Raw genomic sequence first — 14,390 nt, forward strand, 5'->3', positions numbered from 1 at the left:
TTTCACGGTGGAGAGCGCGAACGATCTTGCGGTCCTGCTGCGCGCCGGCGCACTGCCTGCCGACCTCACCATCGTCGAGGAACGCACTGTCGGTCCGAGCCTCGGTAGCGATTCGATCGAGGCGGGCCAGTTCGCGTCAATCATCGCCGGGTTCCTGGTCGTCGGCTTCATGCTGTTCGCCTATGGGCGACTGGGACTGATCGCGAACATCGCGCTCCTGGCCAACGTCGCATTGATCATCGCCGTCCTGTCCGTTCTCGGCGCGACGCTGACGCTGCCTGGCATCGCCGGCATCGTGCTGACGATGGGCATGGCGGTCGATTCCAACGTCATCATCTTCGAGCGCGTCCGCGAAGAGAACCGCCAGGGGCGCTCGATCGTGCAGTCGATGGATTCCGGGTTCAGACAGGCGCTGGCGACCGTCGTCGACGCCAATGTAACGACGCTGATTGCCGCCGTCATCCTGTTCTTCCTCGGCTCAGGACCGATCAAGGGGTTTGCCGTCACCCTCGCCATCGGTATTGTCACCACTGTGTTCACGGCGTTCACGCTGACGCGCTGGCTGGTCGCATTCTGGCTTCGCCGACAGCGGCCGAAAGCGATGCCCAATGGTGTGGTGCGCCTAGTGCCGGACGACACGCGTGTGCCGTTCATGGCGTTCCGAAAGTACGCTTTCACATTATCCTTGCTATTGTCGATCGCTTCGGCTGCGCTGTTCTTCACGGTCGGCATGAACTACGGCATCGATTTCCGCGGCGGTTCGAGCATCGAGGTACAGGCGAAGGGCCAACAGGCCGACATCGGCGATATCCGTGAGCGGCTGACGGGTCTCGAACTGGGTGACGTGCAGGTGCAGGAGTTCGGGTCGACCCGGGATGTGCTGATCCGCATCGGCACCCAGGGAGGCGGTGATATTGCCGAACAGTCCGCGGTTGCGAAAGTGAGAAGCGCGCTCGAAACCGACTACGAGTTCCGCCGCATCGAGGTTGTCGGTCCGACGGTGTCCTCCGAACTCGCGTTCAACGGCACAATGGGCGTGCTCGCCTCGCTGCTGGCGATGCTCGTCTACATCTGGATCAGGTTCGAGTGGCAGTTCGGGCTCGGCGCCATCATTTCGACGTTGCACGACGTGATCCTGATGGTCGGCTTCTACGTCGTCGCGGGCATAGAGTTCAATTTGACCTCTATAGCCGCGATCCTGACCATTGTCGGCTATTCCATCAACGATACAGTTGTTGTCTATGATCGGGTTCGTGAGAATCTGCGCCGCTACAAAAGGATGCCGATTGCCGAGCTGCTCGACCTGTCGATGAACCAGACGCTGGCGCGAACGGTCATGACCGGCGTGACCACGTTGTTTGCGCTGGCGGCGCTTTCGATCTGGGGCGGCGAGGTCATCCAGTCCTTCACGGTCGCGATGATCTTCGGCATCCTCGTCGGGACCTATTCCTCCATCTTCGTCGCCGGGCCGCTCCTGATCCTGTTCAAGCTCCGGCCGGGCGCTCTCAGTCCAGAGGAAGCCGCCGCGGCGAAAGAGCCGCCGGCGCACCAGGCCTTTTGAACCAACGATCGACGCCATTTTTTTGGCTCGCTGCAGCACTTTGATCCGGCTAGAGCGGTTCATCGTTTCACAGAAACGCCGAACCGCTCTATCTCCTTGTTTTGCGCAATTCCGGACGGAAAACCGTTCACACTTTTCCTGGAATTGCTCTAGACCGTCTCTCGCATCACGACAGCGACGACTACCCCTGAGAGAAACGTCAGCGCGGCGATCGATGTGATCGCCCATGACAGCCCGAAGCTGTCGGCGATGAGGCCGGCGGAGAGCGCACCGATCGCGTAGCCGAGATCCCGCCAGAACCGGTAGACGCTGAGCGAGCGGGCGCGCCAGGTCGGATGCGAGGCATCGGAGACGGCTGCGATCAAGCTCGGGTAGACCATCGCTGTGCCGAGGCCGAGCAGAAGGCTGCCGACGATCCACCACTCGAACTGGCGCGTCGCCGCGGTGAGAAACAGACCGGCGGCCTGAACCCACATGCCGGCTACGATCAGGCCTTTGCGCCCCCAGCGATCGCTCAAGGGACCCGTGACGATCTGCAGGACACCCCATGTCGCGGGATAGATCGCCTTGAGGATGCCGATGCGCTCGACGCCGAGGCCGAAGGAAGCGAAGAACAATGGGAAGATGCCCCAGCTCATGCCGTCGTTGAGATTGTTGACCAGGCCGGCCTGGGAGGCGGCGAACAGGTTGCGATCCCCGAAGGAAGTGAGCGAGAAGACCTGCCGGAAGCTGATCGGCGCGGCCTGCTGCGCGTGGGATGAAGCCTCCAGCCGAACATGGTCGCGCGTGTCGCGCACGAGCAGGATCGACAGTGCGGCACCGACGCCCGCATAGCCGATGCCGAGATAGATCGGCACTGGCCGAAGTCCGTATTGCGCGGCGAGATAGCCGGTCAGCAACGCCGTCACCCCGACGGCGAGATAGCCGGCGAACTCGTTGAGGCCGACGGCAAGGCCGCGCGATTTCGGCCCGACGAGATCGACTTTCATGATCACGGTCATCGACCAGGCGAGCCCCTGGTTGATGCCGAGCAATGCGTTGGCCGCAATCACCCATTCCCAGGTCGGCGCCCAGATGATCATGAACGGCACCGGCAGGCCGACCAGCCATCCCAAAACGAGTACGCGCTTGCGGCCCCACGCGTCGGCAAGCTGGCCCGAGACCAGATTGGCGAGGGCCTTGACGACGCCGAAGCTGACGATGAAGGAGACGATGAGCGTCGTCGATGTGACGTGGAACTCCTCCGACCCGATCAGCGGCACCACCGTCCGTTCTATCCCGACCATGCCGCCGACAAAGGCATTGATCACGACGAGCAGCGCGAATTGCGGCCAGTTCTCCCTGAGGCCGAGCCTGACGGATGAACCCGTCTTGCCTGGAACCGATGCCGCTTTCTCCATGGGTCAGGCCGCCGCCGCAGCCAAGCCGGAATTGGCGTCCCGAAGTGCCGCGGCCTCGGGCGGTACCGGCGGAATCTCGGCGAGCATGAAGCGGATGAACGCGGCTTCGTCCTCGATCAGGAGGGCCTCGTTGTGGCAACCGAACGGATAGGAGACGCCGACTGGATCGCCGTGGAGGAATTGGCGAAGGATCATGGTCTTGCGCGCCTCGCTACGAAGGGCTAGAAACATTCAATCATTCCGCTGAATGTTCCACTGAGGAGAAGCCGTGTCAAGCACCGGACCGAAACAGGCGATCTACGCAGGCCTTGCCGAAGTGGCTCAGGCGCTCGGCCATCCGCATCGGCTCGAGCTGCTGGAGCATCTGGCGCAAGGGGTACGCAGCGTCGAGGACCTCTCCGCGCGAGCCCATCTCAGTTTCGCCAACACGTCGCGCCACCTGCAGATCCTGCGGCGGGCGCGCCTCGTCGAGACGGAGCGCCGCGGCAAGCACGTGCTCTATAGTCTTGCTGGCGATGCCGAGGTGGTGGCGCTGATCAAGGCGCTCGGCCGGGTCGGCGAGCGAAACGTGGCCGAAATCGGCCGCGTCATGGTCGACTATTTCTGGGCTCGCGATGCGATGGAACCGGTGTCGCGAGACGACCTCGTCTCGAGGCTGCATGACGGCATGGTCACGGTTCTCGACGTGCGGCCAGAGGACGAGTTTGCGGTCGGACATCTTCCAGGCGCCCTCAACATCCCGCTGGCCGAGCTGGAGCGTCGCTTGGGCGAGCTATCGGCGGATCGGGAAGTGATCGCCTATTGCCGCGGCCCTTATTGCGTTCTGTCGTTCGAAGCGGTCGCCGCCTTGCGGGAGCGGGACTACCTCGTCCGTCGGCTCGAGGACGGCTATCCCGAATGGAAGGCCGCCGGCCTGCCGGTCGAAACGGCAGCCTGAAACAGAACGCGCGAAGCTGCCATAGCGTTGGGAGATTGCAACGTTGGTCTGGCGTGGACCCTCAGCGGCGGGTCAGCGGGCCAGCGCGGCCGCCTGCTCCAGGCTGATACCCCGGGCGAGCGGGTCAGCGTGCCGGTGCGCGAGCCGCCATTCGGATCCTTCGCGGCGATAGACCAAAGTGACGCGCAGCGGCCAGTCCTGGGCCGGCAGACCGCCGACTTCGCCGCGGCCGCGCTCGATCACCGCGAGGACCACCATGTCGGCCGCGGCATAGGCTTGGACCAGCTCTTGTTCCAGCGTGCCGTTCTTGAAGAAACGCCCCATTGCCTCCCAGTGTTCGCTCGTCATCTCCACGCCGCGTGTCGGCTTTCCGCCGAAAGGCGACATAAGCGTGAAGTCATCGGTGAGCGCAATCAACGCACGGTATCGGGCGATGTCGCCGCGCATCAGCGCCGCGTTGGCTTTGGCCGTCTGCCTGATGAGCATGGCAATTTCCTCGTCAGGGATGGAGACCTGATGGGCAACGGCAGAGTCGCTTGTAGCTTTCGTGATCCCAAGCGACGCGAGACCGGCGCCCGCTGCAGCGAGTGCTGAACGTCGTGAAACTGGCATGAGAAATTTCTCCTATGTTTGTACCGATCCGCAGGCGCAGCCCCTGGCATCGGTCGAGCCGATGCAATCTCACATCTTTCACCGCCGGCATTTTCCGTCAGGGCTTCAAAAGACTGTGCAGCGGCTGGAAGGACAGCTTCGGGCGGATGCCGTCCGGCAGATTCCGCGCGATATGAGCAGCGAAGAAGCGGGGCGCCTCTTCCTCCGAGTTCCACACCTCGACGATCCGCCAGCCGGCTGCCACCGGGTGCGACATGTGCATGATGAAGCCCGGCACCTGCCTCGAAGCGTCGCCCACGAGGGCGAGCATACCATCATACCCTTGCGGCGACTGTCCGCCGACCTCGGAAATCATCATCACCGACATGGCTGTTTCCCGCTCAAGGCTCCGTTCGTCCGAGCGATGCACCGCTCAGCCGGTAAAATTGCATGTTTGATCTTGATGAAGCCAATGATATGATTTCAGTAATATGCTGAACGTAATTGATCTTTCACGCGCCGATCTCAATCTCCTCGTCCTCTTCGAGGCCGTGCTCGAAGAGGGGCACGTGGGCCGGGCGGCGGACCGGCTTAATCTGACTGCATCGGCCGTCAGTCACGGGCTCGGCCGGTTGCGCCGGCTCCTCAATGATCCCCTCTTCCTAAGAACACCCAAGGGCGTGGTGCCGACGGCGCGTGCGACGGAACTCGCCGCGCCGATCGCCGATATTCTGGCGCGCGTGCGCAGCGTCATGGCGACTGCCGCACCCTTCGACCCCGCTACAGCCATGCGCCGGTTCGCAATCGGCGCACCGGACGGTGTCTCAGCCGTGATCCTCCGCCCGCTTCTCGCCGAACTCAGCCGGATTGCGCCACGCATCGACGTCGGCGTGCGTCAGATCCTGCCCTCTCCGGCCCGCGTCTGGCAAAGCGCGATTGTCGATCTCGAGGCGCACGCCATCGATATCGCGATCATCCCGTCCGATGACATCCCGCCTCGCTTCGAAAAGCGCTGCATCTACGAAGAAGACTTTGTAATTGCCATGCGCCTTGGACATCCGTTCGCGCGTGATCCGACCCTGGAGCGATACTGCGACATGCAGCATCTGGTCGTCTCGCACAGTGGCGATCCTTATGGCTTCGTGGATGAACAGCTGGCCAAGCAAGGCCGGGCGCGACGGATTGCGTTGACTGTTCCCAACTTCATGGTCGCGCTTGCGGTCATCGCCGAGACCGATCTCGTTTCGGCCCTGCCGCGGCGGTTCGTTACCATGCATGCTGCGCGTTTCGGCGTCCTGAGCCTCGATGCCCCGTTGCCGTTACCCGGCTTCCGGCTCAACGCCGTCGCTCCCAAGGTCGCGATGATGGATGCGGGTGTGGCATGGCTCTTCGATCTGCTTGCAGGAGTGGAGCATACTGCGCAGAAGCACCACGGCGGCCTGCCCACGCGAAGACGGCAGGCGTAGCCGGAAACCTTCGGCTGCCATGGCGGGCGTGCTGTAGGTAGATTAATGGCGCGCAGCGTTGAAACTGACAACTGCGTTTCCGCTGAAGCGCTACTCGCCGGGAGTCGGGAAATGTTTTCCAAGCCAGGTTCGCCACCTTGGCTCCTCCCGTTTTGCAATGCTCGCTGCATCGTCGCCAAAGAGGAAAAACCGCACGGACAGGTATGTCATCCCGCCCATCGGCAAGGCGAAGAGGTGCGCGAAGCCCGGCGCGGGCTGGTCCAGCCGGACCACCAGCTCGGGATGGTCCTGCGGCCCTGTTCGTTCGACGACACCCTCGAATGCCTGCGTGTCCGAAGCCACGCGCCGTTGTTCAGTCGCATTCGCCAGGCCCAAGGGTTCAACCAGCTTTCGCCATGCATCGGCTAAAGGTTCAGAGGACGGGACCAAGAGCTGAAAAGCCGAGCCGTGCTGCCCGGGAAAGTGCGTGAGGTAGAGGCGGAGCAGGCGGAAGAAGGCGATCCATCCGTAGCTGTGGCCTTCGAACTGATCATCCCAATCGTCAGAAGTCGCGAACCACCGATGGACAACGCGAACGGTGCAAAGCCCGCCGGACTTCGCCTCGACGGTCCATTCCGTCGCTACCGTTCCCGACTGACCCGGTGCTTCTGCGACAAACCGCTTGGGCGGCTCCCAAGCCGTGATGGTGGCGACCGAATCCATGCTTCCATCGGCAGCGAAATGCGAAACGGTGGTTCCTCCGATGCGGCCTTCGAGTTCGCTCGGCACGAACCATTGAGATATTCCAGGTCCCGTTGCGATCGCGTTCCAGACGTCCTCCGGTGTACCGGGGACATCCACATGCGCCTCGACCGAGCGATTGCCGGCAGAATCTTTTTTTACTGGCATTAAGCGTCCTTTCCTTGCGGATTGGCTGGTGAAGGATGCGCCGTCACGACAAGGCGATGGGACCGTCCCTGCGGCGCGGTTTCGTCGTGATAGCGTGCCGCCAGCGTGGTGATGGCCTGAGCCAGTTCACGCGTGAACGAGGCGCGGTCGGCGGCGGAGCGGAAGCGGATTTCGGTGTCGATCGCCAACGTCGCCAGGCGCTTGCCGGCATCGGTGGCAGCGCGCTGGAGGGCCCCGATCTCCCGCACCAGCCGAGCGCCGAGCGCGATGAGGTAGCTTGCCGACAGGCGGTCGGCGGTGCGGTCCGGATCGGCGCCGACCGGACCCAGCGCGCTCGTCGAGACGACATAGCTTGTGGCGCTCGCCACCATGAGCCGCTCCGTCAGGCCACCCCACTTGCGCGTGTCTGCAACTTGGACAAGCCCGTGCTCTTCCAGAGCATGCAGGTGGTAATTGATTTTCTGCCGCTTGAGGCCGAGGCGTGTGGCGAGGGCGGCGGCCGAGGCGGGCTCCCGCAGTTCTGAGAGGAGCTGACTCCGAACCGGCTCCAACGCGGCGGCGGCCGCGCTCGGCCGATCTATGACCTCAATATCGAGCATGCAGCCCTCACATTGACAAGCTTTCCTGTCAATGCCCTTGACGAGTATATTTGTCAAGAGCGAAAGCACCGCTTCGTTCCAAATAAGAGGGCGGCAAGAGAGCCGGCTACGGAAGTCGACGCGTCCCCGCCCGCAGCGAGGTAATTGCAATGACAGTGCCGCTCGTTGTAGCCATTCCGACCGCTTGATTTTGGAGGAGATGCAGCATGGACCGATTCACTGGCGGTTGCCTGTGCGGCAACGTCCGAATAGTGGCGTCGGGACTCCCATACAGGGTCGGCATTTGTCATTGTCTCGACTGCCGCAAGCATCATGGGGCCCTTTTCCACGCTTCCGCGGTGTTCCCCCAGGATGCGGTGACGGTCGAAGGTGAGACGCGCGACTACGCCGGGCGGTTTTTCTGTCCCCGCTGCGGCTCGACAATCTTCGGTCGCACCGCGGACGAAATCGAAGTGAACCTGGGATCCCTGGATGCCCCTGACCAACTGATGCCAACCTACGAAAGCTGGACCATCCGTCGCGAGTCCTGGTTGCCGCCGTTTCCGCTCACGAGACGATACGAGCGTGATCGTAACGCCACGAGTCGCTTTGAGGAATAGGTCGCACGAACGCTGCGAAGGCGCCGTTACGAGACAAAGATGTATGCTTTGGTCGACATCTCGAACCAGCTGCTCGAGGGCAGCGCCTTCGGTCACGCCGGCGCGTCAATCCGGAAGACCGGCCTTGCGGAAGCCATCAACGAAATGCTCGAGCGTCGCAGCGTCGCGGAATGGCTCCGTCGTGGCCCAGTGGCGGGTTGTGAAATGCGGGTTGCCAACGAGGAACAGTTCGACCTCTGCGCGCGCCTCGTCGAGCCGGCCCAATTGGGCAAGGCTTGCCGCCAGGAAACGGCGAGAGCTCGTCCGATAAGTCTCGTCCCTGCGCAGTGTCTCGACAGCGGCTTCGTATGCGCCGGCCGCATATTGCGCCTGGCCGAGCGCCAGATAGTACCAACTTGCCGGAAACGGGTTCAGCCGGAATGCCTTGCGAATGTGGTCAAGGCCCTCCTCGACCCGTCCGGCCAGGACCGCGATGTCGGATAATGCCGCCCAGGCGTCGGCCTCGTTCGGGTCGAGCTCGATCGCCTTGGCGAATTCCGCGTCCGCCTCAGCGAAGCTGCGCTCATAGGCAAGCAGGTAAGCCAAAACCCAGCGGCAGCCGGCATCGTTGGGGTCGATCGCCACGGCTTTGCGCGCCAGTTCCAAAGCAACGCTACGGGACGTTTCGGTTGGTCCGCCGGAATGCACCCATCCCATCCAGTGGTTCATGGCAAGCCAGCGATAGGCCTCGGCATATTCCGGATCGAGCGAAACCGCGCGGGTGAGCATCAGATGCGCTTCGCGCGCCGTCTGCGGCGAATCATCCATCAGCTTGCGCGCCCGCACGCAGAGATCGTAAGCCTCGAGACTTTTGGGCCGATTGCGCGGCGGCGGTGCGCGCAGCCTGCCGAGCAACGCCTCCACGATCTTGGCGGTGACCTCGTCCTGAACGGCAAAGATGTCTTCCAGGCTGCGATCGAAGCGTTCCGCCCATAGATGGTCGCCACTCACCGCGTCGACCAGCTGGGCGTTGACGCGCACGCGCCCTGCAGCGCGTCTTGCGCTCCCCTCCAGCAGATAGCGCACGCCAAGGTCCTCAGCGATCTCGCGCACGTCCATCGGCTTTCGTTTGTAGGCAAAGGCCGAATTGCGTGCGATGACGAACAGTCCGGAAATCCTGGACAGGTCGGTAATCAGGTCTTCGGTCAACCCATCCGCGAAGGATTCCTGCTCGGGATCGTTGCTGACATTGACGAACGGCAGCACGGCTATCGATGGCTTGCCTGGCAGCGGCAAAGATTTTCGCTTCGCGCCATCGAGCTGTTCGACGGCCCCCGTGAAGCGGTAGCCGACGCGCGGAACCGTGGCGATCCATTCGCCGCCGTCGGCGGCCGGACCAAGCAGCTTGCGCAGCTGCGCGATCTGGACGGTGAGATTGCCTTCCTCCACGGCCGTGCCCGGCCACGCCGCGTCCATCAACTCGGCCTTGGCCAGGATTTCGCCGGGCCGTCCAACGAGCGCCGCAAGCAGATTTAGCCCACGGTAGCCAACGGCAACAGGAACATCGTTGCGAAGCAGCGTTCCCGCACCGGAATCAAGCACGAACGGACCAAAGGCAAAGCGCGATCCCTGCATGCGGCGTATCTATAGCCCGTTTGGAAGTTTTGAGAACTATTTGGGAGAGCTTAATTACGACGCTGTTCGTATCCTGCAGAATTCAGCCTCTTTCAGGTCGAGGGTCCCCGGACCTTCAAACAAATGGAGGTTGCTATGAACGATACTCTTGCATCGGCCCGGCATCAGGCAGCGCGGCCGGAAACGCCCGTGGAGCCAGCGGAAATGCCGCGTGGGCACCTGACGACCCTGCGAAGCATTGTCGCGGCCTGGGACGAGCGAAAGCGCTTTCGCTGGGAACTTGAGCAAATGTCGAAGGACAATCCTCATTTGATCGACGATATCGGTCTGACGAGACGGCAGGTCGAGGCAGAAATCGCCAAGCCCTTCTGGCGGCGATAATCCTCGTCGCCGCAAGGTCGCGACACCGTCATCCTCGTCCTTGCTGCGCCAAAAGCATCTCAGAACAGTACTCGCCCAGGCCGGTCGCCGCGCGGAAGACCGGCCGACGCCCCTTCGGCAACATCGGGAACTGGCGCCGCTCGTTTGAGTTGAACTCCAGTTCCAGACAGCAAAACGGAACCTTGCCATGAGCCTGCCTGCTCAACGCCGAATGCGTCTTTCCGGTGGAACGGAGCTTGCTTACGTCACTGCGGGCGATCCATCCAACCCCGCTTTGCTCCTCCTGCACGGCTTCCCGAGCTCATCGCGAACATTTCGCGATGTAATCCCGGGCTTGGCGCGCGTCGCCTATGTGATCGCGCCCGACCTCCCGGGCCATGGCCAGTCCGACGTTCCGCCGACACCCTCCTTCGCTGCGATCAGCGAGGCAATTTCCGAATTGCTGGCCCACCTCGTGATCGGGCGTCGCTTCATCTACGTGCATGACTGGGGCACCGCTGTGGGCCTGCAGATCGCCATGCAAGCCCCCGAGCTGGTTTCGGGTCTCATCATCCAGAACGCAAACGCCCATCGTACCGGCTTCGGGCCCCTGTGGGACGCCGCATTGAAGTTCTGGTCAGAACCGACAAAAGAGAACGAAGCGGCCGCAACCCCCGACCTGACCTTTGAATTCACGCGCGAGCAATATACGGGCGGTCTGCCGGAGGAGGTCGCCGCCACGATCAAAGGCGAACCCTGGGTCGAGGACTGGAGGGTGATGAATCTTCCCGGCCGCATGGAGACCCACCGCGCGCTCATCGCCGATTATAAGAACCACGCCGCGCGTTTCGATGCGATCGCCTTCTATCTAGAAAAATGGCAACCGCCGGCGCTCATGCTGTGGGGCCGTCACGAGCCCTATTTCGATATCGCCGAAACGCTGTCCTGGATGCAGGATCTGCCACGTATGGAGGCTCATATTTTCGACGGCGGGCATTTCCTGCTCGAGACGCATGCCGAACCAGCACTCTCCCTCATGATGGACTTCATCAAGCGAAACAGAAAAGAGTCACGCAATTCCCGTCGCTTTTGGCCCAAACCAGACTTCAGCGGCGATTTCCATCCGGCGAGTCGCGAGATTAAGCAGGGACGTAGGTCAACCTGATCACATCCTCGCCAATCCGGTCATTAGTCATAAGGCGGAGCGGCGGCCGGGGTCCGGCGAAATATGGCTTGCCGCGACCAAGCACGACGGGGTGCAGGTAGATTCGATACTCATCGATCAAGCCGAGTTCGGTGAGGCTTTGCGCCAAGTCCGGGCCAGCAACTTCTATCTCCCCGTCGCGCTCGGCCTTCAGCTCGCGGATCGCGCCCTCGAGATCCTCCTCGACAAGCGTGGCGTTGGGGCCAACCGACTTCAACGAGCGCGAGACGACCCATTTCGGCTGGTTCCGCCACGCCGCCGCGAAGGCGTGTCGGTCTGCATCCCATTCAGGATGATCGTCGTCCCAGTAACGCATGATCTCATACATTTGGCGACCGTACACACTGCCCGCCTGCCCCTGAGCCTCCTCAATGAAGTGGCGGAAGAGCGTGCGGCTTGGCGCAAACGCCATATGGTCGACGTAGCCGTCCAGGGACTGATTCATTCCGAACACGAGCTTAGCCATATCCACCTCCTTTTCCTTACGCGGCACATGCGCGCGGTTCTGATTGCAATATGCGAATTGCATTATGCAATCGGTTGTAAGCTACATCGACTGATGGCCGATCGGCAGAAGCGTGAAATCATGCCGGACCTCCTTCTGCACTACGATTGCGTGGATCGCTGCTTCTTTGATCCAGTTGAGGTTCTTTCTTTCGCAAGTCCTTCACGACATCGAGAAAAGCCCGCAGTGCCGGCGGCACGGTTCGGTTTCCGGGATAGTAGACCGCGACCCCTTCCGGAGCGGGCATCCATGCGGTCAGGACCCTACGTAGCCGGCCATCGGATATGGCCCCTTCGGCGGCCCAATCCGCCACATAGGCGATGCCCAGACCCTTTATTGCTGCTTCGACCATTAGTTCCTCGTCATCGAGGACGATGGAGCCGTTAGCGGCGATCACGAGTTCCTGGCCGGCGCGTTCGAACTCCCATCGATAGAATTTGCCGCTGGGCATACGATGGCCGATGCAATGGTGGCGTTGCAATTCCTCGGGCGTTCCCGGATCACCGAAGCGATCGAGATAGCCGGGCGAGGCGACACAGATGAACGTCAACGGGCGTGCAAACGGCACGGCGATCATGTCCTTGGGGACCGATGCGAGGAGGCGCACGCCGGCATCGAACCCGCTGGACACGATATCGATGAGCCGCCCCTCGACGACGATGTCCACGGTCACGTCCGGGTGGCGCTCCGCCATCTGCGGAAGAACCCAGCGAACGAGAAGCCCGGCCACCAATCGCGGTGCGTTGATGCGGACCGTGCCCGCGACATTGCCCCGGAACCCCGCGACGCTGTCGAGCGCCTCGTCCAGCGAGGCGAGCGCCGGCTGAAGGCGATCGAGCAACCGGAACCCGGCTTCTGTCGGGGAGACGCTGCGTGTGGTGCGGTTCAGAAGGCGCACGCCCATGCGTTCCTCGAGCGCACGCATCGCATGGCTCAATGTGGAAGGTGCCGTCCCGATCTCGTCCGCTGCGCGGCGGAAGCTGCGGTGTGTGGCAACGGCCACGAAGGCGGTGAGATCGTTGAGCGACGGGCGGGGCATTGATGGGGATTTTGCATCATCTCATGCCGATTTCAACGGCTAATGCCCGCAATGCGATTGCCCTATCTCCTGCCGAGATCAATTGGAGAGATGAGAAATGGCAAAGACCTGGCTCATAACGGGTGTGTCGTCCGGTCTAGGCCGGCTGCTGGCGGAGAAGGCCCTGATCAGGGGAGACCGCGTCGTCGGCGCCAGCCGCAGCGAGGACGCACTTTCCGAACTGCGTGCAGGCTACCCAGAACGGCTCCGCATCGTCGCAATGGACCTCAGGGACCAGAGCTCGGTCCGCGCCGCGGTCGACCGCGCCTTCGCCGCATCCGGTCGGATCGACATCGTCGTCAGCAATGCTGGCTATGGCCTGCTCGGCGCGGCGGAAGAGGCTGGCGATGTGCAGGTTCGGGACATCATCGACACCAATCTCATCGGCTCGATCGCACTCATCCGGGCGGCGTTGCCGCATCTGCGCAGCCAGGGGGGCGGCCGGATTCTACAGGTATCGAGCGAGGGAGGCCAGATCGCTTATCCGGCTTTCAGCCTCTATCACGCGACCAAGTGGGGTATCGAGGGGTTCGTCGAGTCCGTGGCGCAGGAGGCTGCTCCCTTCGGCGTCGAGTTCACCCTTGTGGAACCTGGGCCGGCGCGGACCGGGTTCGGCGGCAATCTCGCGCGGACCAAGCCGCTCGCGGCCTATGAGGGAACACCCGCCGGTCAGATCCGCGGGGCGCTCCGTGGCTCTTGGGTGATCAAGGGCAACCCCGAGCGCATGACGGACGCAATGATCACGCTTGCCGATCAGGATGGCCCGCTTCCGAAGCGGCTGGTGCTCGGTGCCGACGCCTATGCCGGCATCCGCAAGGCTCTCGGCGGGCGCATCGAGGAGCTCGACCGGCAGAAGGACGTCGCCGTCGCGGCGGATTTCACCGACGAGGAGCTGGCGCGGCTATGACCCACCCTGTCCCGCCAATCCACAGCTGCACGGCACCGTCGTGCAGTTCCGCCCGTTGATCCCGATAGATTCCCCCGGCTCCGGCCCGCTGCCGGCCCGCTCCCGTTATCAAGGCAAGGAAGGAACACGAAATGCCTGCACGTGACGCCATCTATCCGGCCAAACGCCACGCGTTATACGATTTCATCGATATTCCGCGGCCATTCGCTCCGGCGATCTTCTCTTTGTGTCGGGTCAGGTCGGGAGCCGTGAGGACGGCTCGCCCGAGCCGGTATTCGAGGATCAGGTTCGGCGGGCCTTCGCCAATCTGCGCGCGGTCTTGGCCGCCGCCGGGTGCAGCTTCGATGACGTTGTCGACGTCACCACCTTCCACACCAACCCGGACGAACAGATCGAGACAGTTCTGGCCGTCAGAGCGGAAGAGATCGGCGCACCTCCCTACCCGAACTGGACGGCAGTGGGCGTCAATTGGCTTGCCGGCTTCGAGTTCGAGATCAAGGTCATCGCCCGCATCCCTTCGACGACCAGCAGTCATCCGGCGGACAAGCGCTGATCGCTCGCCCTGCAGTTCTGTATTGGCGATTAGCACCCGACGACGGAAACGGCAGCGCGGCGCGCCCCAGCACGGGCTCGCGATGTCCATCCAACGATGAACATGCGAGCTTTGCCTTGGGCCAAAAT

The 14,390-nt window shown here is 62.7% G+C and carries 16 protein-coding genes and 1 pseudogene; 8 read left to right on the forward strand and 9 right to left on the reverse strand.

All coding sequences use genetic code 11. From position 1 onward, the window contains the following. Positions 1 to 1,561: protein translocase subunit SecF (secF, locus tag EOA78_RS12775; protein ID WP_127315431.1), on the forward strand; the 1,561-nt coding region annotated here is incomplete at its 5' end. 149 nt (positions 1,562 to 1,710) lie between these two features. On the opposite strand, the gene EOA78_RS12780 is transcribed toward secF, so the two are convergent. Beyond that, positions 1,711 to 2,961, reverse strand: coding sequence for an MFS transporter (locus tag EOA78_RS12780; RefSeq protein ID WP_127315432.1), 1,251 nt, complete (start codon positions 2,959 to 2,961; stop codon positions 1,711 to 1,713). Positions 2,962 to 2,964: 3 nt separating this feature from the next. Then, positions 2,965 to 3,192, reverse strand: a complete 228-nt coding sequence (locus tag EOA78_RS36430) for a hypothetical protein (protein WP_206533436.1) — start codon at positions 3,190 to 3,192, stop codon at positions 2,965 to 2,967. 37 nt (positions 3,193 to 3,229) lie between these two features. On the opposite strand from EOA78_RS36430, the gene EOA78_RS12790 reads away from it, so the two are divergent. After that, positions 3,230 to 3,898, forward strand: coding sequence for a metalloregulator ArsR/SmtB family transcription factor (locus EOA78_RS12790; protein ID WP_127315433.1), 669 nt, complete (start codon positions 3,230 to 3,232; stop codon positions 3,896 to 3,898). A 72-nt stretch (positions 3,899 to 3,970) separates the two neighbouring features. Here the strand turns inward: EOA78_RS12790 and EOA78_RS12795 are convergent, their stop codons facing one another. Beyond that, on the reverse strand, positions 3,971 to 4,384 hold the full coding sequence (locus EOA78_RS12795) for a DUF4440 domain-containing protein (RefSeq protein ID WP_245477485.1): 414 nt from the start codon (positions 4,382 to 4,384) through the stop codon (positions 3,971 to 3,973). Between the two features lie 223 nt (positions 4,385 to 4,607). Further along, positions 4,608 to 4,877 carry a hypothetical protein gene (locus tag EOA78_RS12800; protein WP_127315435.1) on the reverse strand — a complete coding sequence of 90 codons (270 nt, stop codon included), beginning with the start codon at positions 4,875 to 4,877 and terminating at the stop codon, positions 4,608 to 4,610. A gap of 103 nt (positions 4,878 to 4,980) precedes the next feature. On the opposite strand from EOA78_RS12800, the gene EOA78_RS12805 reads away from it, so the two are divergent. Then, positions 4,981 to 5,955 (forward strand): LysR family transcriptional regulator, encoded by a 975-nt coding sequence (locus EOA78_RS12805; RefSeq protein ID WP_127315436.1) that lies wholly within the window; start codon positions 4,981 to 4,983, stop codon positions 5,953 to 5,955. 90 nt (positions 5,956 to 6,045) lie between these two features. Here EOA78_RS12805 and EOA78_RS12810 read toward each other — a convergent pair whose 3' ends face one another. Further along, positions 6,046 to 6,843, reverse strand: coding sequence for an SRPBCC domain-containing protein (locus tag EOA78_RS12810; RefSeq protein WP_127315437.1), 798 nt, complete (start codon positions 6,841 to 6,843; stop codon positions 6,046 to 6,048). After that, positions 6,843 to 7,442, reverse strand: coding sequence for a helix-turn-helix domain-containing protein (locus tag EOA78_RS12815; RefSeq protein WP_127315438.1), 600 nt, complete (start codon positions 7,440 to 7,442; stop codon positions 6,843 to 6,845). The genes EOA78_RS12810 and EOA78_RS12815 overlap by 1 nt, the downstream gene beginning before the upstream one ends. Positions 7,443 to 7,648: 206 nt before the next feature. Between EOA78_RS12815 and EOA78_RS12820 the strand changes: the two genes are divergently transcribed. Then, positions 7,649 to 8,041, forward strand: coding sequence for a GFA family protein (locus EOA78_RS12820; protein WP_127315439.1), 393 nt, complete (start codon positions 7,649 to 7,651; stop codon positions 8,039 to 8,041). Positions 8,042 to 8,146: 105 nt separating this feature from the next. On the opposite strand, the gene EOA78_RS12825 is transcribed toward EOA78_RS12820, so the two are convergent. Then, the gene (locus tag EOA78_RS12825) at positions 8,147 to 9,655 is read right to left on the reverse strand and encodes a winged helix-turn-helix domain-containing tetratricopeptide repeat protein (protein ID WP_127315440.1); all 1,509 of its coding nucleotides are present in this window, start codon (positions 9,653 to 9,655) and stop codon (positions 8,147 to 8,149) included. Between the two features lie 135 nt (positions 9,656 to 9,790). Between EOA78_RS12825 and EOA78_RS12830 the strand changes: the two genes are divergently transcribed. Together EOA78_RS12830 and EOA78_RS12835 are read left to right on the forward strand one after the other, a co-directional pair. After that, entirely contained in the window at positions 9,791 to 10,036 is a 246-nt protein-coding gene (locus EOA78_RS12830; RefSeq protein ID WP_127315441.1) for a DUF1127 domain-containing protein, read from the forward strand. A gap of 187 nt (positions 10,037 to 10,223) precedes the next feature. Further along, positions 10,224 to 11,180 (forward strand): alpha/beta hydrolase, encoded by a 957-nt coding sequence (locus tag EOA78_RS12835; protein WP_127315442.1) that lies wholly within the window; start codon positions 10,224 to 10,226, stop codon positions 11,178 to 11,180. Here EOA78_RS12835 and EOA78_RS12840 read toward each other — a convergent pair. Continuing rightward, entirely contained in the window at positions 11,155 to 11,685 is a 531-nt protein-coding gene (locus EOA78_RS12840) for a dihydrofolate reductase family protein (RefSeq protein ID WP_127315443.1), read from the reverse strand. The two genes, EOA78_RS12835 and EOA78_RS12840, sit on opposite strands and share 26 nt — an antisense overlap. A gap of 118 nt (positions 11,686 to 11,803) precedes the next feature. After that, positions 11,804 to 12,763 carry a LysR family transcriptional regulator gene (locus EOA78_RS12845; protein WP_127315444.1) on the reverse strand — a complete coding sequence of 320 codons (960 nt, stop codon included), beginning with the start codon at positions 12,761 to 12,763 and terminating at the stop codon, positions 11,804 to 11,806. A gap of 97 nt (positions 12,764 to 12,860) precedes the next feature. Between EOA78_RS12845 and EOA78_RS12850 the strand changes: the two genes are divergently transcribed. Beyond that, entirely contained in the window at positions 12,861 to 13,709 is an 849-nt protein-coding gene (locus EOA78_RS12850) for an SDR family oxidoreductase (protein ID WP_127315445.1), read from the forward strand. Between the two features lie 131 nt (positions 13,710 to 13,840). Continuing rightward, positions 13,841 to 14,262, forward strand: a pseudogene (locus EOA78_RS12855) (RidA family protein). Positions 14,263 to 14,390: the final 128 nt, after the last annotated feature.

The sequence above is a fragment of the Mesorhizobium sp. M5C.F.Cr.IN.023.01.1.1 genome (genome assembly GCF_003997585.1).
Classification (GTDB): domain Bacteria; phylum Pseudomonadota; class Alphaproteobacteria; order Rhizobiales; family Rhizobiaceae; genus Mesorhizobium; species Mesorhizobium wenxiniae.

What these genes read in the sequence shown, in the direction of transcription:
- EOA78_RS12850 (WP_127315445.1), top strand. Translation starts at nt 12,861, where the DNA reads ATGGCAAAGACCTGGCTCATAACGGGTGTGTCGTCCGGTCTAGGCCGG.
- EOA78_RS12830 (WP_127315441.1), top strand. Translation starts at nt 9,791, where the DNA reads ATGAACGATACTCTTGCATCGGCCCGGCATCAGGCAGCGCGGCCGGAA.
- EOA78_RS12780 (WP_127315432.1), bottom strand. Translation starts at nt 2,961, where the DNA reads ATGGAGAAAGCGGCATCGGTTCCAGGCAAGACGGGTTCATCCGTCAGG.
- EOA78_RS12845 (WP_127315444.1), bottom strand. Translation starts at nt 12,763, where the DNA reads ATGCCCCGCCCGTCGCTCAACGATCTCACCGCCTTCGTGGCCGTTGCC.
- EOA78_RS12820 (WP_127315439.1), top strand. Translation starts at nt 7,649, where the DNA reads ATGGACCGATTCACTGGCGGTTGCCTGTGCGGCAACGTCCGAATAGTG.
- EOA78_RS12840 (WP_127315443.1), bottom strand. Translation starts at nt 11,685, where the DNA reads ATGGCTAAGCTCGTGTTCGGAATGAATCAGTCCCTGGACGGCTACGTC.
- EOA78_RS12795 (WP_245477485.1), bottom strand. Translation starts at nt 4,384, where the DNA reads ATGCTCATCAGGCAGACGGCCAAAGCCAACGCGGCGCTGATGCGCGGC.
- EOA78_RS12810 (WP_127315437.1), bottom strand. Translation starts at nt 6,843, where the DNA reads ATGCCAGTAAAAAAAGATTCTGCCGGCAATCGCTCGGTCGAGGCGCAT.
- EOA78_RS12825 (WP_127315440.1), bottom strand. Translation starts at nt 9,655, where the DNA reads ATGCAGGGATCGCGCTTTGCCTTTGGTCCGTTCGTGCTTGATTCCGGT.
- EOA78_RS12835 (WP_127315442.1), top strand. Translation starts at nt 10,224, where the DNA reads ATGAGCCTGCCTGCTCAACGCCGAATGCGTCTTTCCGGTGGAACGGAG.
- EOA78_RS36430 (WP_206533436.1), bottom strand. Translation starts at nt 3,192, where the DNA reads ATGTTTCTAGCCCTTCGTAGCGAGGCGCGCAAGACCATGATCCTTCGC.
- EOA78_RS12800 (WP_127315435.1), bottom strand. Translation starts at nt 4,877, where the DNA reads ATGTCGGTGATGATGATTTCCGAGGTCGGCGGACAGTCGCCGCAAGGG.
- EOA78_RS12815 (WP_127315438.1), bottom strand. Translation starts at nt 7,442, where the DNA reads ATGCTCGATATTGAGGTCATAGATCGGCCGAGCGCGGCCGCCGCCGCG.
- EOA78_RS12805 (WP_127315436.1), top strand. Translation starts at nt 4,981, where the DNA reads ATGCTGAACGTAATTGATCTTTCACGCGCCGATCTCAATCTCCTCGTC.